This window comes from Agrobacterium tumefaciens, assembly GCA_025559845.1.
In the GTDB taxonomy this organism is placed as follows: Bacteria; Pseudomonadota; Alphaproteobacteria; order Rhizobiales; family Rhizobiaceae; genus Agrobacterium.
In genome coordinates, this window is record CP048470.1 from 619,255 (window position 1) to 638,613 (window position 19,359).

Annotated in this window: 18 protein-coding genes; 6 read left to right on the forward strand and 12 right to left on the reverse strand. The window is 57.2% G+C overall.

The genetic code is table 11. The features are described 5' to 3' along the window. Entirely contained in the window at nucleotides 1-900 is a 900-nt protein-coding gene (locus tag FY156_19340) for a LysR family transcriptional regulator (protein ID UXS03708.1), read from the reverse strand. A gap of 151 nt (nucleotides 901-1,051) precedes the next feature. On the opposite strand from FY156_19340, the gene argH reads away from it, so the two are divergent. The 6 genes from argH to FY156_19370 all read left to right on the forward strand — a co-directional run bounded on the left by argH (nucleotide 1,052) and on the right by FY156_19370 (nucleotide 7,463). Beyond that, on the forward strand, nucleotides 1,052-2,512 hold the full coding sequence (argH, locus tag FY156_19345) for an argininosuccinate lyase (protein ID UXS03709.1): 1,461 nt from the start codon (nucleotides 1,052-1,054) through the stop codon (nucleotides 2,510-2,512). After that, the gene (locus FY156_19350; protein ID UXS03710.1) at nucleotides 2,509-3,381 is read left to right on the forward strand and encodes an amino acid ABC transporter permease; all 873 of its coding nucleotides are present in this window, start codon (nucleotides 2,509-2,511) and stop codon (nucleotides 3,379-3,381) included. Before argH ends, FY156_19350 begins: the two co-directional genes overlap by 4 nt. An 8-nt stretch (nucleotides 3,382-3,389) precedes the next feature. Beyond that, the gene (locus FY156_19355) at nucleotides 3,390-4,160 is read left to right on the forward strand and encodes an amino acid ABC transporter ATP-binding protein (GenBank protein UXS03711.1); all 771 of its coding nucleotides are present in this window, start codon (nucleotides 3,390-3,392) and stop codon (nucleotides 4,158-4,160) included. A 79-nt stretch (nucleotides 4,161-4,239) separates the two neighbouring features. Further along, entirely contained in the window at nucleotides 4,240-5,067 is an 828-nt protein-coding gene (locus FY156_19360; GenBank protein UXS03712.1) for an ABC transporter substrate-binding protein, read from the forward strand. Nucleotides 5,068-5,175: 108 nt separating this feature from the next. Then, nucleotides 5,176-6,567, forward strand: a complete 1,392-nt coding sequence (locus FY156_19365) for an MmgE/PrpD family protein (GenBank protein ID UXS03713.1) — start codon at nucleotides 5,176-5,178, stop codon at nucleotides 6,565-6,567. An 11-nt stretch (nucleotides 6,568-6,578) separates the two neighbouring features. After that, nucleotides 6,579-7,463 (forward strand): polysaccharide deacetylase, encoded by an 885-nt coding sequence (locus FY156_19370; protein UXS03714.1) that lies wholly within the window; start codon nucleotides 6,579-6,581, stop codon nucleotides 7,461-7,463. A 101-nt stretch (nucleotides 7,464-7,564) separates the two neighbouring features. On the opposite strand, the gene FY156_19375 is transcribed toward FY156_19370, so the two are convergent. The 11 genes from FY156_19375 to FY156_19425 all read right to left on the reverse strand — a co-directional run bounded on the left by FY156_19375 (nucleotide 7,565) and on the right by FY156_19425 (nucleotide 19,226). Further along, entirely contained in the window at nucleotides 7,565-7,960 is a 396-nt protein-coding gene (locus tag FY156_19375) for a cytochrome c family protein (protein UXS03715.1), read from the reverse strand. 69 nt (nucleotides 7,961-8,029) lie between these two features. Beyond that, nucleotides 8,030-8,590 (reverse strand): gluconate 2-dehydrogenase subunit 3 family protein, encoded by a 561-nt coding sequence (locus FY156_19380; GenBank protein ID UXS03716.1) that lies wholly within the window; start codon nucleotides 8,588-8,590, stop codon nucleotides 8,030-8,032. Next, the gene (locus FY156_19385) at nucleotides 8,590-10,275 is read right to left on the reverse strand and encodes a GMC family oxidoreductase (protein ID UXS03717.1); all 1,686 of its coding nucleotides are present in this window, start codon (nucleotides 10,273-10,275) and stop codon (nucleotides 8,590-8,592) included. The genes FY156_19380 and FY156_19385 overlap by 1 nt, the downstream gene beginning before the upstream one ends. Nucleotides 10,276-10,413: 138 nt before the next feature. Then, complete coding sequence (locus FY156_19390) at nucleotides 10,414-11,268, reverse strand: sugar phosphate isomerase/epimerase (GenBank protein UXS03718.1); 855 nt, start codon at nucleotides 11,266-11,268, stop codon at nucleotides 10,414-10,416. A 129-nt stretch (nucleotides 11,269-11,397) separates the two neighbouring features. Further along, a complete protein-coding gene (locus tag FY156_19395; protein ID UXS03719.1) occupies nucleotides 11,398-12,567 on the reverse strand; it encodes a Gfo/Idh/MocA family oxidoreductase in 1,170 nt (389 codons plus the stop codon). Nucleotides 12,568-12,578: 11 nt separating this feature from the next. Continuing rightward, entirely contained in the window at nucleotides 12,579-13,628 is a 1,050-nt protein-coding gene (locus FY156_19400; protein UXS03720.1) for a sugar phosphate isomerase/epimerase, read from the reverse strand. Between the two features lie 37 nt (nucleotides 13,629-13,665). Continuing rightward, nucleotides 13,666-14,688, reverse strand: a complete 1,023-nt coding sequence (locus FY156_19405; protein UXS03721.1) for a LacI family transcriptional regulator — start codon at nucleotides 14,686-14,688, stop codon at nucleotides 13,666-13,668. A 1-nt stretch (nucleotide 14,689) separates the two neighbouring features. Next, nucleotides 14,690-15,658 carry an ABC transporter permease gene (locus FY156_19410; protein ID UXS03722.1) on the reverse strand — a complete coding sequence of 323 codons (969 nt, stop codon included), beginning with the start codon at nucleotides 15,656-15,658 and terminating at the stop codon, nucleotides 14,690-14,692. Nucleotide 15,659: 1 nt separating this feature from the next. After that, a complete protein-coding gene (locus FY156_19415) occupies nucleotides 15,660-16,604 on the reverse strand; it encodes an ABC transporter permease (protein UXS03723.1) in 945 nt (314 codons plus the stop codon). After that, entirely contained in the window at nucleotides 16,601-18,094 is a 1,494-nt protein-coding gene (locus FY156_19420) for a sugar ABC transporter ATP-binding protein (GenBank protein UXS03724.1), read from the reverse strand. Before FY156_19420 ends, FY156_19415 begins: the two co-directional genes overlap by 4 nt. Before the next feature lie 109 nt (nucleotides 18,095-18,203). Continuing rightward, the gene (locus tag FY156_19425; protein ID UXS03725.1) at nucleotides 18,204-19,226 is read right to left on the reverse strand and encodes an ABC transporter substrate-binding protein; all 1,023 of its coding nucleotides are present in this window, start codon (nucleotides 19,224-19,226) and stop codon (nucleotides 18,204-18,206) included. Nucleotides 19,227-19,359: the final 133 nt, after the last annotated feature.

The following is a 19,359-nucleotide window of genomic DNA, read 5'->3' on the forward strand; positions in this document are numbered from 1 at the left end:
CTAGTCTCTCGTCGTCCGGGCTTCTTCATAGAGCCATTGCTCGAAAAGGCGCATGGACTGGCTGGTCGGAATATTGCCAGGCTTGGTGAACCAATATCCGAGGTCGCTCCGGTATCCCATTCCGCCGGGATTGACGAGACGCCCGGCAGCAAGGTCGTCGACGATCAGACCGTGCGGGATCAGCGCCATGCCCTGCCCCGCAAGTGCTGCGCGGATGACCATGGTGTAATAACCGAAACGCATGGTGTGGCGGATTTCAAGGCCCTTTCTGTCATTCGCCTCGGCAAAAAAAGGCCAGTGAAACGGGGTCTGAGGATGCTCCAGCATCACCCCTCTTGAAACGGCTTCGATGGTGCCATTGTCACCTAACTTTTCCCAGTAGGAGGCGGCACTGACCAGGCGGACGTCATTGCCGAACAGATAGGCACCTTCTTCTTCAGCACCGGGGCAGACGACAAATCGCACGCTTCCGTCTGGCACCTCGGTCTGCGCCTTCGAGACAAAGGTGGTGAACTGCACTTCGATTTCCGGATGTGCCTCGGTAAATTGCGCAAAGCGCGGCAACAGCCAACGATCACCGAAAATCGGCGGCACCTGAAGACGAAGCACACGCGGTCCGGGTCTGAGGCGCGCGACCTTCAGTGCAGCATCCTCCATGGCCTTGATGGCCGTGCGCGCATGGTCAATGTAGATGGCACCCAACTCGGTCGGAACCATGCCGTTAGGCGTTCGTGAAAAAGCCGGGCCGCCAATTATATCTTCAAGTCCGATCAACTGCTTACTGACTGCACTTTGAGACAGAGCCAGCGGCTCAGCTGCAGCACTCGTTGACCCGCGTTCGGCCACCGCGAGCAAAACCTGCAACGCCGTCATCGATGGAAATTGTTTGCGACCGGACACTTTGACCTCGCCGTTAGTCGCTTTCAGCCTAGTCCCCAAAAACATGACTGGCTAGTCGTTTTTGTCATAGGCCAAGGAATTAACTTCGCTTGCCCGAATTGGCATCACATGGGAGCGTTGCCTCAACATTAAACAAAAAAGGGAACAAAGCATGTCGGAGCCGACCCAGCTTTGGGGTGGACGATTCAAGTCCGGCCCCTCGGAAGCACTTGCCAATCTTTCTCGCTCGCACCCCACATATTTCCGGCTTTACCGGGAAGATTTGGCTGGTTCGCGTGCACATGCCTCGGAACTGAAACGCGCCGGCGTGCTGGACGAGGCGGAATTCACCACCATCCGCGAGACGCTCGATCATATCGAAACCGATGTTGCCAGCGGAAACGAAAAGCCTATCGCCTCCGATGAGGATATCCATACCTTTCTCGAGCGCCTCTTGATGCAGCGCCTTGGCGTGCTGGGAGGAAAGCTGCGTGCTGGCCGTTCGCGCAATGACCAGACGTCCAACAACACGCGTCTTTATCTTCGCCGAAAGGCACGCGAACTGGCGCTCGGCGTCGTCGCAGTCGAAGAAGCACTCGTTCTGCAAGCGACAAAGCACACCGAAACGGTTATGCCTGGTTTCACCCACTTGCAGCCGGCACAGCCAGTCGTGCTTGGCCATCACCTCATGGCACATGCGCAAAGCCTGTTGCGCGACCTGGAGCGCTTTGAAGATTTCGACCGGCGCTTTGACCGTTCACCGCTCGGTGCGGCGGCACTAGCAGGCTCTGGCATCGCTTGCCGCCCGGATCTATCCGCCATCGAACTTGGCTACGCTGCAGCCTGCGAAAACTCCATCGACGCCGTCTCCGCTCGCGATCATGTCGCCGAGTTCTTGTTCATCTGCTCGCTGGTCGCTGTCAGCCTTTCTCGCCTCGCAGAAGAAATCTGCATCTGGAGCTCCAAGCAGTTTAGCTGGGTCAAGTTGCACGATTCCTATTCGACCGGCTCCTCCATCATGCCGCAGAAGAAGAACCCGGACATTGCCGAACTGACGCGTGGCATGAGCGGCACCCTCATTGGCAACATTGCCGGTTTCCTGGCGACGATGAAGGCCATGCCGCTGGCCTATAACCGTGATCTCGCAGAGGACAAGCGAGCTTTGTTCGAAAGCATCGATGTTATCGAACTTATCTTGCCTGCTTTTGCAGGCATGGTTGAAACACTGGAGTTCGACGTTGCAAAGCTACGCGAAGAAGCACCAAAGGGCTTCACACTCGCAACCGAAGTGGCTGATTGGCTCGTGTCCCAGAACGTGCCTTTCGCACAGGCGCACGACATCACCGGGGCTGTAGTCCGCTATTGCGAGGAACGTGGCCACGATCTGGCCGGTTTGACAGCAGATGATCTCCCACACATCGATGAACGGCTTAACCCTGGCGTTCTTGAAGCCATCACGTTGGAAGGCGCGCTTGCAAGCCGCCATGGCTATGGCTCGACATCCCCGGTTCGGGTCCGCGAGCAGATCGAGCGTTTCACCACCATACTGGACGCGAAGAAGACGTTCGCCACCAGCACACTGAACCTGCCCGGCAGCAATGCCACGGGCCTGCGTGAAAGAGGTGCGCGATGACCATCACCGATACCCACCCAGCATCGCTTGAACAAAAGTACGAGATTGCGCATCTGACACTCGTTCCCAAGCGCCACATCGGGCGCATGGTAGCGGCCGCAGTGGTTCTCCTCGTGCTCGCAGCAATCATCCGCGCTTTCAGCGTCGGCCAGATCGAATGGAGCTATGTTCGCGATTTCCTTTTCGCTCCCGCCATTCTCGATGGATTGAGAAACACTCTGTTCATGACGGTTGCGGCCATGACACTGGGGATCGTTCTTGGTGTTGTCATTGCCATCATGCGTGTATCTGGCAATCCGGTATTGTCTTCGATCGCCGTCGGATATGTCTGGATTTTCCGTGGTGCGCCAGCGCTGCTTCAGCTCATGATCTGGTTCAATCTGGCTCTGATCTTCCCGACCATGGGCATTCCTGGCCTGTTCGAGTTCCGCACCGTCGACATCATGACGCCCTTCGTTGCGGCCATGCTTGGGCTTGGCATTTCTCAAGGCGCCTATACGTCGGAAGTTGTGCGTAGCGGGCTGCTTTCCGTCGACAGCGGGCAATATGAGGCTGCGCGTTCCATCGGCATGACGCAGATGATGATGTTGCGTCGCATCGTCCTTCCTCAGGCCATGAGGGTGATGGTTCCGCCGATCGGCAACGAGGTGATAGGCATGGTCAAACTGACTTCATTGGCCAGCGTCATCCAGTACTCCGAGATCCTGCACAACGCTCAGATCATCTATTTCGCCAATACCCGTGTGCTTGAATTGCTGCTGGTTGCAAGCTTCTGGTATCTCGCCGTCGTCTCCGTCCTGTCGGTCGTTCAGCACTATATCGAACGATATTTTGGCCGTGGCAGCAAAGCTGTCAGCGCTTCGATGTGAGGTCCGTCATGAGCAAGAACATTATTGTAAAAGCAGTCGACGTTACCAAGCTGTATGGCACTTTCGCCGCGCTTGATCAGGTCAGTCTCGAAATTGCCAAAGGAGAGGTCTGCTGCATCATCGGCCCTTCCGGATCAGGCAAAAGTACCTTTCTGCGATGCATCAATCAGCTTGAGAAAATGAACTCTGGAGCGATCTGGGTCGGAGACGAATTGATCGGGTACCGCCGTGAAGGCAACAATCTCTATGAGGTGAGCGACGCCGAGATTTCCAGGCAACGCCGTCGCATCGGCATGGTCTTCCAGCGCTTCAACCTCTTTCCGCACAAGACCGCCCTTGAAAACATCATGGAAGGCCCTGTCCATGTCCTGGGCGAGCCTGTGGCAGACGTTCGTAACCGTGCCCTTGAGCTACTGGCCAGGGTCGGTCTGTCGGATAAAGCCGATCATTATCCTTCACAATTGTCGGGCGGCCAGCAGCAACGTGTCGCGATTGCGCGGTCAATGTGCATGCGACCCGATTTGATCCTCTTTGACGAACCAACCTCTGCACTTGATCCGGAACTGGTGTCCGAAGTGCTTGACGTCATGAAGGCGCTTGCCGCGAGCGGCATGACAATGATCGTGGTTACCCACGAACTGGGCTTTGCCCGCAACGTCGCCAATACCGTTGCCTTCATGGAGGCCGGAAAGATGGTCGAAGTCGGTCCTGCGGCCGAGGTGTTGGGAGCACCGAAAAGTCCGCGCACTGCCGAATTCATCAAGGCCGTTCACAGTTAATGCCAGCAGGAACGGCCAAAACCGTCGCCTTGCGATAATCCTATCAACCCAACCACGTTTCAAAACAAAGGGGAACAACGTGAAAAAAGCTCATATCTCTCTCGCCGTCATTCTGGCTTCGACTGCCGCCCAGGCAGAAGGCCTGCCGGAGCGCATCAAAACCGCCGGCAAGGTTATCGTCGCGAACCAGCCCAACTACCCGCCAATGGAATATAAAGACCCTGCTACCAACACGCTGATGGGCGTCGACATTGATCTCGGTCTGGCACTTGCCAAGCAGTTAGGCGTCAGCGTCGAATGGGCCGACATTGGCTTTGAACAGATGGTGTCCTCGCTCCAGACGGGTCGTGTCGACCTGATCCACAGCGGCATGAGCGACTTGCCCAAACGACGCGATACGCTCGATTTCGTTGACTACATGAAGTCCGGAGCGCAGTTCTACACCTCCGCCTCGCGCAAGGACGAGTTCAAGACCACGACCGATTTCTGCGGCAAAACCGTCGGCATGAGCCGCCGCACGTCCTTCCCGGAAGAAACGGCAAAATGGAGCGCCGCCAATTGTGAGGCCAAGGGTATGGCGGCAATCAAGGTGGTTGGCACCGAGGGTTCGGCAGACGCGCGTGCACAGCTTAAGCAAGGCCGTCTGGATGGCGCCGTACAGGGATCGGAAACGCTGCCTTATCTCCTCAACCTCGAGAAGGACACCTACGCTGTCGTCGGCGAACCCTTCACGGCAGTGTTCCAGGGTATTGCCTTCCCCAAGAAAGATACTGAGCTGCGCGATGCCTACGCCGCTGCCTTCAAGGCTCTCATGGCATCTGGCGAATACAAGGCAATCTTTGCCAAGCATGGCCTGGAAGGCACCCTGCTTGACGGCCTCTATATCAACGGCGAAGCCGTCAAGTAATCGACGAGCATAGATCAATGAAAAAACGCCCGACCGCATACAAGCGGTTGGGCGCAGCCTTGGCATTGCCTTTTTTGCCCGAAAAATTCCATTCAATCGAGCATTACCATGAACCGTTCTCTCGCCGACACGCCGGTCGACAGGCTGGCCCAGTTTGTTTCTTCCCTCGATTACGATAGCTTGCCCATCGACGTTGTCGCCAAGGCTAAAGTCCACATTGCCGATACGCTCGGTGCGGCTTTGGCCGGGGCGCGATCGCGCGAGTTTGCCATTGCAGTCAAATCGCTTCGGCCAGATGGTCCGGTGCGGCTATGGGGAACCGGTCTAGCTGCCTCTGCTCGCGACGCATCACTTCTCAATGGCTGCGCCGCGCATGCCTTTGAGCTGGACGATTCCGGCGGTTGCGACCATTCCGGCGCTGTGGTCATGCCTGCCCTGTTTTCAGCGCTGCATCATATCGGCCAACCTGTCAGTGGCAGGCAAATGATTACTGCCGTTGTCGCGGGCTACGATGTTGGGCGCCGTATACTTGAAGCGACCGGGGGCTATGACGCGCACAACAGTCTCGGCTGGCACTCCACCGGCACCTGCGGCACGCTAGCTGCTGCGGCCGCGTGCGCTCGACTGTTCGGGCTCGATGCTGCCGCGACACGCGATGCCATCACACTCGCCACCAGCTTCTCATCCGGTCTCTGGGCCTTCATCCACGACGGATCTCAGGCGAAGAAACTGCATGCTGGACGTGCAGCTGAAGGCGGTTTGCTGGCAGCACAACTTGCAGCCAATGGCTTTGCCGGACCATCCCGCGTCTTCGACGATGTCTGGGGCGGCTTCTTCAACGCGTACAACAAGTCGGCCTGCCAACCAGGATTTCTGGCCGAAGGTCTAGGCGATGTCTGGAAAATCAGGCGCGCTGTCCTGAAACCCTACGCTTCCTGCCGCGGCGCGCATTCGGCCATCGACGCACTTGAGGATCTCCTGAACGAAACGGGACGCAAGGCCACGGAGATCGTACGGATCGATCTGCGGATGAGTGCAATGCTCAAAGACATGTGTGGCGCAAAGGTTGGGGGCGCGATGGCGCCGACGCAGATGAGCCTGCCCTATGCGCTGGCAGCGCGTTGTGTGTTTGGGACGGCTGGGCTTCAGGCCTACACTGAGGAAAATCGCCTCGATGCGGGCGTCCATGCGTTGATGGACGGCATGAACATCAAAATTGATGACAGCATGGCTCCGATGGCAGAACCCCTGGTGACGCTGACGTTCGGTGATGGAGTGGAGATAGAGCGGATGGTGCCTCGTGCCACGGGCTCAGCCGAACGGCCAATGCAATCGACTGCGATCGAGGCAAAGTTCCGCGAACTGGCCGGCATGAGCCTTTCGTGCGAAAATCGAAACGCTCTTTGGAACGCGCTTGGCGAACTTGAAGATGTCAAGGACTGCTCCCTGATCGAAGCCCTTATGGTCGGCAATGCCGACAGCATCCCTACCTTCCGATGAAAGCGTGAAACATGACGTTCGACCTCTCTCCCCGCCCATTGAACCCGGCTCCCCCGACACCAAAGATGATCTGGCCAAATGGCGCCAAGAGCGCTCTGTTTATCGGCTTCGATGTGGATGCCGAAACCGCATGGATCGGCAATAATCCGTCTAACATCGACAGAATGGTGACAACCTCGCACGGCGGATATGACGCGCGGGTTGGCATCGCAAAAATTCTCGAGCTCATGGACGAACTGGGCTTGAAGGGTACGTTCTTCACACCGGGATGGACGGCCCTTGCCCATCCTGCTCAGTGTGAAGCGATGGTCGCGGCCGGTCATGAAATTGGTCATCACGGTTACCTTCATAAACTACCGGATCGCACGAAACTCGATGAAGCATTCGAGGAAATTGATCGCGGGGTTGAAGCGTTGCAGACCGCGCTTGGGGTACGTCCGGTTGGCTACCGTGCACCGTCGGGCGAAAACTTTCCGGAATTGCTCGCCTATCTCAAAAAGTCGGGCATTCGTTATTCGAGTTCCTTCCGCGACGACATCCTCCCCTATCGTCATGCTGGCGCTGGCGGCGAGGTCGGTCCGGTCGAAATCCCGGTCAACTTTGCTTTCGACGACTGGAACTTCGGCATGAAAAGCCGTCTTAGCCCGGGGACGTTGTTCGGCCGTGAGGCGGTCCTGCCACTCTGGATCGATGAATTCGAAGCAACTCATGCCTGGGGTGGCGTTACCACGCTTGTCCTTCACCCTCAGGTTTCCGGTCGGCCGATGCGCTGGCACATTCTCCGTGACTTCCTGAAGCACGTTCTCGACAAAGGCGATGTCTGGATCGCGACCGGCAAGGAAATTACGGACCATTACGAAGCGCTGGAGTCCGCCTCCGGCACCGCTCGCAGTTGATCGAGCAATACGGTTCGAGGCACACGTGCAAAGGCAAGGACCGCCGCAACGACTGCGGCGATCCAAAATCTGTAGCAGTGGTGAAGCGGACCATCCACCGGTCATTGTGGTGATTTTGACGCCGCACTTTCGATATAGGCGATCAGATTATCCAGGTCTTCAGCTTTGCTGACACCAGCCGAAGCCATCTTGTTTCCGGGTATTTTCTTCTTCGGTGCGCTTAGAAAATCGCGCAATTCTTCAGCCGTCCAGATCTGTCCGTCCTCACCGGCCTTCTTCATCGCATTAGAATAATTATAGTCGGCAGCGCTCCCAGCGCCACGGCCGATGATGCCATTGAGTTGCGGACCGACCCTGTTTTTTGCACCTACGCCGATGGCGTGACAGGCGGAACAGCGCTTGAAGACTGTTTCACCCTTGGCGATATCACCCTCTGCGAGAGCGGGGGCGCTGCCTGCGGCCAGAATTGCTGCCGCGAAGAACATCACATTACGCATCTTGTCATCCTTGTCTTGCCGTATGGGAGCGATCCGCCCGTAAACCGAGCGGATCGGACTATCGCGGTGTCAGGTGGTGCCCCACGCTGGTGTCCCCTTTTGATAGGGAACACGATCTTCGAAGCCGCCGGGGATTTCGTCGTAAACGAGCACTTCCGTCGCGCCGACTTTCGAAGTAAAAAAGCCGAGTAACGTCAATTGCTTGACGAGCGTGAACGGGTGCGGCGCGGTCGGTGTTTGCTCCGTTCTGGCTTTTTTATCCAGTGCAGAGAGAAGCGCCTGCCGCTGCTCTCCGGTTAGGTCCAAAAACGCTTTCTTATGGTCTGCCTGGCTGCGGCTTTCGATCTCCGTGATTGCCGAGAGGAAAAGTTTTCTCTGCTCTCCCATGTAACAATCAGCGGCGTAAACAGCCATGAATTCGCCGACAGCAGCATCCTTCGCACCCGGCGTGGATGTACGGGGGATAATGGTATCCGCAACTTCGTCCAGAAACAGGATGTCTTCCTTGCTGAAGACATGGCTTTCCCCTGCCGGCTTGGTGGCGTTTTGCGCCGCCGTCACAACGTCCGCACCAATCAAGGGAAGACCGGTTGCGATGGCGATCATTTTCAGCAGTTCGCGTCTGTTCATCACAGATTTCCCTTCTTGAGTTCCGAAACGGCAAAATCAGCGGCACGGGCAGTCAGCGCCATATAGGTCAGCGATGGATTGACGCAGGATGCCGACGTCATGCAGGCCCCATCGGTCACGAAGACGTTTGGTGCGTCCCAGACCTGGTTGTTGCCGTTGAGAACGGAGGTTTTCGGGTCGCGTCCCATACGGGCCGTTCCCATTTCATGAATGCCCATACCAGGAGCGTAGGTGCCTCTGCTTGGCTTCACATTCTTGATCCCGACTGCTTCGAACATTTCAACGGCGTCGTTGACCATGTCCTCACGCATATCGAGTTCGTTTTGCTTCATCTCGACATTCATCGACAGGACAGGCAGCCCCCACTTGTCCTTCTTGTCGTGGTCAAGCTTCACGCGGTTTTCGTGATAGGGCAGCATTTCGCCAAAGGCGGTCATGCCGATTGTCCACGCACCCGGCTCGGTCAATGCCTCCTTGTAGTCGGCGCCGATGTTGAGTTCGGCGATTTCCCGCTCCCAGCGTGTACGGCTGGCTGACCCCTGGTAACCGAAACCGCGCAGGTATTTGCGCTTGTCGTCGCCGGTGTTGCGGAAGCGCGGAATATAGAAACCTGCCGGACGGCGGCCCTTGAAATAGAAATCCTCGAAACCCTCAACCTGACCGGTGGCGCCCATCCGGAAGTGGTGGTCCATCGCATTGTGGCCAAGTTCGCCCGAGCTGCTGCCCAAGCCTCCTTCCCACACATCCGTCGCCGAGTTCATCAAAACCCAGGTCGAATTCAGGGTCGACGCGTTCAGGAAGATCACGTCGGCGGTGTATTCGTAGGTCAGGTTCGTTTCTGCATCAATGATCTCAACGCCGCGCGCCTGCTTCTTGTCCTTGTCGTACAGAATCTCTTTCACGATGGAAAACGGGCGAAGGGTGAGATTTCCGGTGGCGACTGCGGCAGGCAGGGTCGAGGCCTGCGTGCTGAAATAGCCGCCGAAGGGACAGCCCAGCCGACACTTGTTGCGGAACTGACAGCGCGTACGATCCTGATCGGGAAGCTCCTGGGTGATGTTTGCGCAGCGGGAATTGATCAGGTGGCGTGTGCCCTTGAAGGCGGTCTTCAACCGTCGAGCAACATCCTCTTCCACAAAGTTCAGCGGAATGGGCGGAAGGAATTCACCGTCTGGCAGAATGTCCAAGCCATCGCGGCTTCCGGAAATCCCGGCAAAACGCTCGACATAATCGTACCAGGGAGCAACGTCCTGGTAGCGAATGGGCCAATCGACGGCGATGCCTTCTTTGGCGTTGGCCTCGAAATCAGTTTGGGACCAGCGGTAGGTCTGGCGCCCCCAGAGAAGCGAGCGGCCGCCAACGTGATAACCGCGGAACCAGTCGAAGCGCTTTTCCTCGACATAGGGTGTTTCCTGTTCATTGGCCCACATTCCAAGTGTGGCCTCTTCCAGCAGATAATCGCGGCTGAGGACGGGATATTTCGCCTTCATTTCCTGCGTGGCACGGTTGCGATGGGGATAATCCCAGGCTTCCTTGTCAGCGTTCTGGTAGTCGGTGATATGCTCGATGTTTCTGCCGCGTTCCAGCATCAGAACCTTCAGGCCCTTCTGCGTGAGCTCCTTTGCAGCCCAGCCTCCACTGATGCCCGAGCCGACAACAATCGCGTCGTAATGATTGTTTGCCATGATAACTCCTCCGATTGGTAGTGGGTAATATGTCGACGAGACAACCCGCTCCCCGTCGCGATGCGGCGGGAACTTCGGTCTCCATCTATCGAACCTAGCGTTCCCCGGCGGAGCGACCGCCGGGGAGCTGTTCTGGTTTTACTGAAGTGTCGGGAGGCGCTCGTTCAGGAACGCGTTGCCCTTGGTCAGAACTGCTTCGGCATCAAGCGGAAGGTCGTGTTCAAGAATGAACCATTTTGCACCAGCCTTTTTGGCGGCCGGCAAGATTGTCTTCCAGTCGAGAACGCCGGTTCCAAGCGTTGCAAAGCCACGCTCATTTTCCGCCGTGCCCGCAGGCGCATTGTCCTTGGCATGGATCGCGAAGACCCGGCCATTCAACGTTTCGAGAAACTGTGCCGGATCGTTACCGCTACGGGCAACCCATGCGACATCAAGTTCGCTCTGCAGCTTCGGGCCGGCTGCATCGAGCAGCAGTTCGAGAGCCGTCTTTCCATCAAACTTCACCAGCTCGAAATCATGGTTGTGGTAGGCCATCGCAAGGCCAGCAGCCGACAGCTTGTCCGCATATCCGCCCAGTTCCTTGCCGAAAGCAGTCCAACCGGCTGCGTCCTTCGGGCGATCTTCTGGCTTGAGGAAAGGCACGGTTACAACAGGATTGCCAACAGCCTTCTGCTCGGTGATGACCTCATCAAGATTGCCGCGAAGCTTGTCGATCGGCACGTGCGATGAAATGACCTTGATCTTGTGCTTTTCCAGAAGCGTGTTCAGCTCGTCTGCGCTGACCTTTTGCATGTCCACCGTCTCTACGGCCGCGACACCAGCGCGGTTGAGAATGGTAAACTGCTCTTCAAGAGTGCCAGCATTGCGCAACGTGTACATTTGAGCGGCGATCGGCAGCGTCTTGCTGTCATCGGCAAAAACCGGGTTTGCGACACCGGCCACCAGGCCGACGACAAATGCCATGCTTGCGAATTTTGACTTGAACGTTTTCAAACGCGTAACTCCCTTTCCGTTTGACCAATGCGAACGACACACGTGCTCTTGCCCTCCCCGACTTCACAGCCGGGAAATCCCACAGCAACCTCCAATGCCTGGTGTCGTCCTTCTCCGATGTCCTGCGGTCTAAATGTCGATCGTGACCCACGACGAGCTTCGACTGGATCGGACGGCCGCATCAATGAATGCGAGCCCCGCAAGACCGTCCTCTATACCGGGATAGGTTGCGTCCCCGGCCGATGTCTTTCCCTCCCTTTTGGCGATGATTGCATCTGCGGCTTCGCGGTAAATCGTTGCGAAACCCTCGAGATATCCTTCCGGGTGCCCAGACGGCACACGGCTAACGCGGTTGGCGGCAGCACCTGCACCCGCGCCATTGCGCGTGATGAGCCGTTTCTCTTCTCCGTAAGGCGTAAACCAAAGTTCGTCAGGCACTCGATGGTGCCATTCGAGCCCACCCTTGTCGCCGTAGACGCGCAGCGACAAAGCGTTCTCGTTACCGACCGCGATCTGGCTTGCCCAAAGCATACCCTTCGCGCCACTCTCGTAGCGCAGCAGAATGTTGGCGCTGTCATCAAGTTGCCGGCCCGGTACGAACGATGTCAGATCGGCGTAAAGACTTTTCGGGATTTCGCCAGTGACGAATGCAGCCGCATTGAAGGCATGCGTGCCGATATCGCCAATGGCGCCTCCAGCACCCGAGCGGCTTGGATCGGTGCGCCATTCGGCACCCTTTGCACCCGAATTTTCCACTGCTTCAGTCAGCCAGTCCTGCGCATATTCCGCCTGGACATGACGCAGCTTGCCGATGGCGCCGTTGGCGATCATCTCCCGCATCTGACGCAACATGGCGTAACCGGTGTAGTTGTGCGTCAAGATGAACAGCCTGTCGGAGGCGCCGACGATACCGGCCAGTTCTCGCGCCTCTTCGATCGTCGCCGTCACGGGCTTGTCGCAGATGACGTGGATACCTGCTTCAAGGAAGGCCTTTGAGGGCGCGAAATGCAGATGGTTCGGGGTCACGATGGCGACCGCCTCGATCCCGTCTTCACGAGAGGCCTCGGCCGCCGCCATTTCCTGAAATGTCGCATAGGATCTCTCCGGTGCGATGCCGAGCAGGAGGGCGGAAGCGCTGGCCCGTTCTGCATCAGAGGAAAGCGCCCCGGCCACCAGTTCGTACCGATCATCCAGTCTGGACGCGATCCGGTGTACAGCGCCGATAAAGGCACCCTGACCACCGCCGACCATACCGAGCCGGATCCGCCGGCTATCGAATTTCGCTGTTGTGGAGGACATGACTACCCCTTTCAAAGACCAAGCAGACGACGGTTTGCGGCATCATCGACGCCGCTTTTGGCGAAGTCGTCAAATGCCCGCTCGGTTACACGGATGATGTGGTTCTGGATGAAACCGGCACCTTCCCGCGCTCCGTCTTCGGGATGTTTCAGTGCACATTCCCATTCAAGAACGGCCCACCCGTCGAAGTCATATTGGGTGAGTTTCGAAAACACAGCGCCAAAATCGACCTGCCCGTCTCCGAGCGAACGGAAACGCCCCGGCCGATCGACCCAGCTCTGATAACCACCATAGACACCGGAACGGCCGGTCGGATTGAACTCGGCATCCTTGACGTGGAACGCACGGATGCGCTCGTGGTAGACGTCGATAAAATCGAGGTAGTCCATCGCCTGTAGGACAAAATGCGATGGATCATAGAGGATATTGGCACGCACGTGATTGCCGGTCGCCTCGAGAAAGCGCTCGAAGGTGATACCGTCGTGCAGATCCTCGCCCGGATGCAGCTCATAGCAGACGTCGACGCCATTTTCTTCGAACGCATCGAGGATAGGTGTCCAGCGTTTGCCAAGTTCGGCGAAGGCCATCTCGACAAGGCCGGCGGGACGCTGCGGCCACGGGTAAACAAAAGGCCAGGCAAGCGCGCCGGAAAATGTGGCGTGGCTCGAAAGGCCGAGATGTTGAGAGGCTTGCGCCGCGCATTTGAGCTGATTGACAGCCCATTCCTGACGCGCCTGGGGTTTCCCACGCAACGCGGCCGGGGCGAAACCATCAAACATTTCGTCGTACGCCGGATGAACGGCAACGAGTTGACCTTGAATATGGGTGGAAAGCTCAGTGATCTCGACACCTGCATCAGCCAGGCGTCCCTTGATATCGTCACAATAGGTTTTCGAGGCTGCAGCTTTTTCGAGATCGAAAAACTTTGGGTCGGTCGGCACCTGGATGCCCTTGTAGCCGAGCGAAGCCGCCCATTGGCCGAGATTGTCGAGCGTGTCGAAAGGCGCGTTCTCTCCGACAAATTGTGCGAGGAAAATCGCCGGGCCCTTGATCGTCTTCATATCCGTACTCCTTGCAGTCTCAGTTCGGCATTGGCAGTTATTTATCCGGCAGGCGGCAGGGCGCGACGGAGCCGCGCACCACCAATTCGGTATCCAGTGTGATGGTTTCAGCAGCACGTTTGCCGTTCAGACGGTCGACCATCAGCGCCATGGCTTTACGGCCCATTTCCTGTCGGGGCTGACGGACCGTCGTCAGAGGCGGCTCGAAGGCATTAGCAAAGATAATATCGTCAAAGCCGATGACAGAGATGTCGCTCGGTACGGACAGCCCCCTGGCACGCAACTCACTGATGGCGCCAATCGCCATCTGGTCACTCGATGCGAAAATCGCAGTGAAGGAAATGCCGTTTTCGATCAGGGCGGCGATCGCCTGCCGTCCGGCTTCGATGCTGTAATCGCCAGTCACCACCAGTTCATCGGAGAAACCGATCCCGGCTTCCAAAAGCGCATCCTGATAACCGTCGAAACGTTCTTTCGCCAAGCTCTCCGGGAAAGGACCGGCGAGATGCACGATCCGCTTGTGACCGGCTTCGATCAGATGCCGCATGGCATTTTGGGAAGCGGCGCGGTTATCGACCTTCACAGTCGGCAGCGTGATACCGACGACGGTTTCCGACGCAATCACAATCGGCGGCAATGCATCGCCCTGATCAAGAAGGTCTGAAGGGAACTGCCCGGTCATCAGGATAAGACCGTCGGCGTGTTTCTGACGGACCATGTCGATGTGGGTCGCAACACGATTTTCATCGTTGCGGGCGTCACCCATGAGAACCTTGTAGCCAGCCTCACCGGCCGCTTCTTCAACACCTTTGTAGATTTCGAGATAGAACGGGTTGCCGATATCACGAACCAGGAGAATGACGGTGTTGTTGGATTGGCGCCTGAAGCTTGCCGCCTGGGCGTTGGGAACAAAGTTCGCCTGCCTTACGGCGTCAAAAACCTTTTTTCGAGTTTCCGGGCGCACCTTGTCGGGTTGTTGCAACGCCCGCGATACCGTCGCGATCGAAACGCCGGCGAGAGCTGCAACTTCTCTGATATTCGAACTTTGGTCTTTGCTCATCTCAAACACGCAACTGCTTTTGGCGTCCATAAAGCAGCATCAGCGCAAGCAACGTGACACCGAATATGATCTGCCGGGCCCATACATCAAGGTTGAGCGTTATCAGTACGCTTTGCAGAATGGTCAGCGCAACTGCCCCGGCCATGGTTCCGATATATCCACCGGCACCGCCGGCAAGAGAGGTGCCACCGATAACCACCGCGATGATGGATGGCAGAACATATTGGTCGCCGACGGAGATGAAGGAAGTACCGGTATATCCAATGACACAGACCCCGGTCAGACCGGCGAACAGGCCCGAAAAACCGTAAAGCAGTGTGCGGATCAACGAGACCGGCAATCCGACAAGTGTAGCCGCGCGCTCATTTGAACCTACGGCGTAGATGGCGAAGCCGAATGCCGTTCTGCGCAAGACGAACATCATGATCGCTGCAATGCCTAGCCAGACGAAAAGAATGCCGGGAATGCCAAAAACCAACGGCTTGTTGATGAACCCGGCAAGGAGCGGAGCCGCAGCACCGGAAGGAACACCCTGAGAATAGACGACCAGTCCACCCTGGATGACGGCTGTCATGCCCAGTGTCATGACAAGTGGTGGGATGCGCACGAAGGTAATGCCGATACCGTTGATGAGGCCGATCAGGAAAGGAATACCACCGGCGACCAGTATCGCGAGTGGAATGCCAATGTTTTGGCCATTCATCATGTTACCGGCCAGCACTGCACCAAGAGAGATCATGGCGCCGACGGAGAGATCGATACCTTCGCGACCGCCGAGGATCACAAGGTTCTGTCCTGCTGCGACAATGCCGAGGATCGCGGCGATCGTCAGCAGTCTGACGATCTGTGAGCCCTGTGCAAAACCGGGAGACAGCAACTCGCCAAGAAGCAGCAGGAAAGCCGATGCGCCGATAGCAATGGTCAAGGGATCGGTAAGGAGAGATTTGATTTGCAGGCCCTTATTGGTCATATCAACGCCTCGTCACCAGTACGCCGCCGGCAAGCGCCGTCAGCACGATCAAGCCCTGCACCAGTGTCTGGTACTCGAATGGCAAACCCGCAAAGAAAATCACATTGCCGATCATGCCAAGGACGAGTGCCCCGGCGATCGATCCCGTCGAGCTGCCGAACCCACCGGAGAGCGCCGTCCCGCCAAGCACCACCGCCGATATGGACGACAACGCAAGGCTCGCACCGAGCAGAGGGTCACCCGATGCGGTTTCGCCCGTGAGACACAGTGCCGCCAGTGCCGAAAACAAACCGGAGATCATGTATGCACCGATGCGAATACCGGAGAGACGCAAGCCTGTCTGGAAGGCGCCGGTACGATTACCGCCGACCGCTAACAAATGGGTATGAAACGGAATGCGCGACACGATCAGGGTAAAGGCGATCCCGGCAATCAAAACCCACAAGACGAAGGGTAAGCCAATGAAGCTGCGCGAATAGGTCTGCCAATAGGCTTCCGGTACGGGAAGCCCGGCCTGCGGCAAAACCCAGATTGCCAAGCCGGCAAAGATGATACCGGTTGCGAAGGTCGTCACGATTGGCTGGAAACGCAAGCCGGAAATGAAGAGACCGTTGACCAGACCGCAGAGCAGACCGACGGCAGCACCCGCTGCCATACCAGCGATGACAGCACCTCCAGAGCCACCTAGCGCGGCAATGACGCTGACGGTCACGACATTGGCGAGCGCCACGATGCTGCCGACCGACAAATCGATGTCTCCCGCCAGGATCACGTAGGTTTGTCCAATGGCAACCAGGATCAGCGGGAGAAATGTCGTCAGGTTGGATTGCAGTACGGCAGGCTGAACGAAGGACGGCTGCAAAACCGTGTTCACGGCAACAAGGAGGACGAGAACGACGAGAGTGATGATCCAGGGTTGCTTGCGCAGAAGGCCGGGGGAAATCATGCGGCGTCTCCATAGGCGGCGCGGGTCATGTTGACAGATGTCATTTCAGCTCCGGTCAGTTCTGCAGAAATACGCCCGCCGTTGAACACCAGAATGCGGTCGGCATATTCAAGGATCTCAGCGTCTTCCGAGGAGTAGAAAAGAATGGTCGCACCTGCATCGGCCTGCTGTCGCATCAGCGCAAACAGATCGGCTTTTGCGCCGAGGTCGATCCCTTTCGTCGGGTCATCGAGCAGCAGAAGTTTCGGCGATGTTGCAAGCCAGCGCGAAATGAAGATTTTCTGCTGATTGCCGCCGGAAAGCGTGCCGATTGGCATGTCCATTCCGGCAAACTTCGTTTTCATATCGTCGGCGACTTTTTGCACCTGCGGCTTCAAAGTTGCCGGCCGTATCAGTTTCATTTTCTCGCGTACCATCAGAGCAGCAACGAGATTTTCGAGGATGGACCGTCCCTGCAACGACGCATCGCGCCCGCGGTCGCCGGAAACATAGGCAAAGCCATTGTGAACCGCCTGCGAAGGTTTGCCGATCGCAATGGCCTGCCCTTCGAACTGAATATCTCCGGAAGCGAAGGGATTGGCGCCGAACAGACCTTTCAGCAGCGCAGACTGTCCCTGCCCTTGCAAACCTGCCAAACCAAGGATTTCACCCGCAAACGCCTCGAGCGTCACACCACGGACGCCCTCACCGGCTGCATTGTCGACCTTCAAACTCGCCTTTGCATCGAGGCGCCCATGCTGACGAGCCGGTGCGGCACGAACATCACCAACCATGTCATGCACAACGGCTTCACGCGTAGTGGTCGACGTATCGAGCTCGGAGATGGTCGCACCGTTTCGCATCACAGTGATACGGTCGCAGACAGCAAACACCTCATCGAGACGATGGGATATCATGATGGTGGAGACGCCCTCGGCCTTCTTGGCCTTGAGAATTTCGAAGAAACGCTGTGACTGACGGCCATCGAGTGCCGCTGTTGCCTCGTCCATGATCATGAGGCTGGCATTCTGAGCGAAGACCTTGAGAATTTCCACGAGCTGACGCTGATCAGGCGGCAGGTTACCAACGATCGCATCCGGCTCCAGCCCATCTCCAGCGACACCGTCGAAAAGCGAGATCAGTTTGTCCGTTTCTTCTTTCAGCGCCGTGCGATCCACGAAAACACCGCGCTTCGGCTCGCGTCCAAGGAAAATATTGTCGGCGACTGAAAGCTGCGGAATGAGGCTCAATTCCTGGTAAAACAGGGCGATCCCGGCATTTTCTGCGTCGCGGGGGCTTTTGAAGCGCACCTCGTCGCCATTGAAGCGAATTGTACCGCTGGTGGGCACCACTGCACCTGCAACGATCTTGCAAAGCGTACTTTTACCGCAACCGTTCGCACCCAGAAGCGCATGGATTTCACCGCGGCCGACCGTCAGTTTACCGGCAGAGAGCGCACGCACGGCGCCAAAATTCTTCGTTATGCCGGCCGCTTCCAAAGCGTTCGCCATCGCATGTCTCCGAATTGTTCTTGTCATTGGCGAACATCGTAACAACACGCTGCCCGCAATCGAGATTCCAGAATTCGGGCTGGCTGTTAACGCCAGCCCGAAGGCGGTCTTACTTGAAGAACTCGCCAGCCTGTTCCGGCGTCACTGTTGCCGTGACGGACCAATAGCCCGGTTTGCCTTCAGCGGCCTTGATGTTGTCCGCAAGGTTCTCATTGTTCACGAACGGGATCGGAATGTAGATGGCGTTCCCGTAGGTGCCGCCAAAGATACCGTCCTTGAACTCCTTGCCCTGAAGCTTCAACACCGCAACGTTGAGCGCACTGGCCATGACGCCGGGAGGGTTGACCGATGCACCGGAATTGAACTTTTCCGCTTCCCAACGGGTCATGAAGTCCTTGCGGATTTCCCCGGTGGCAGCAATGTCCTTCGCCTTGCCTGCAGATTCGATGGCGCGCCAAGCGCCATCAGCCATGCCGTCCTGCACCCATACACCGCTAATGTCGGGATAAGTCGCAAGAAGGTTTTGCATGGCCTGCTGGCCCTGCGCCTGATCCCAGCTCGCATTGGCTTCGTTCAGGACCTTGATGTCAGGATACTTTTTGAAAACTTCGCGGTAACCGGCGACACGCGCTTCGTTTGCAGGGTTGCCAGCGATGCCGTTGATGGCAACAACGCTTCCCTTGCCCTTCAGCGTATCCGCAAGCCACTGGGCCGACTGGGCTGCCCAGGCCTTCTGGTCGATACCGACATAGATCGCATCTTTCGATGAAACCTCTGCGTCGGTGGCGATGACGAGAATATTACGTGCCTTCGCCTGGGCAAAGACTGGATCAAAAGCAGTTGGGCTACCCGGGTTGATCAGGATTGCATCAACGCCCTGGTTCATGAAATTGCGGATGTGTCCGATCTGGCCCTGAACGTCGACATTGCCGCTCTGAACAACCACTTCGACCTTGACGCCCTTTTCACCCCACGCCTTCGCGGCAGCCTGAGCTTCCTCGATCATCTGCGTGCGCCATTCGCTTCCGACGAACGAATTGGAAAGACCGATCTTGAAGCTCTGTTCCTGCGCGTGCGCGGACGTGCCCGCTGCCAGCATCATCGCGGCAGCAGCCATCAAATGTCTAAACATGAAATTTGCTCCTCCAAGCAACGGAAATCGATAATGAAACCGTTTACATAAGCGAATGTAACCGGTTTCATAGATGTGTCAATCCCTGACCTCTTTTTTCCCCACCCGTAGTTCGGCGCCTTCGAGCCGCATG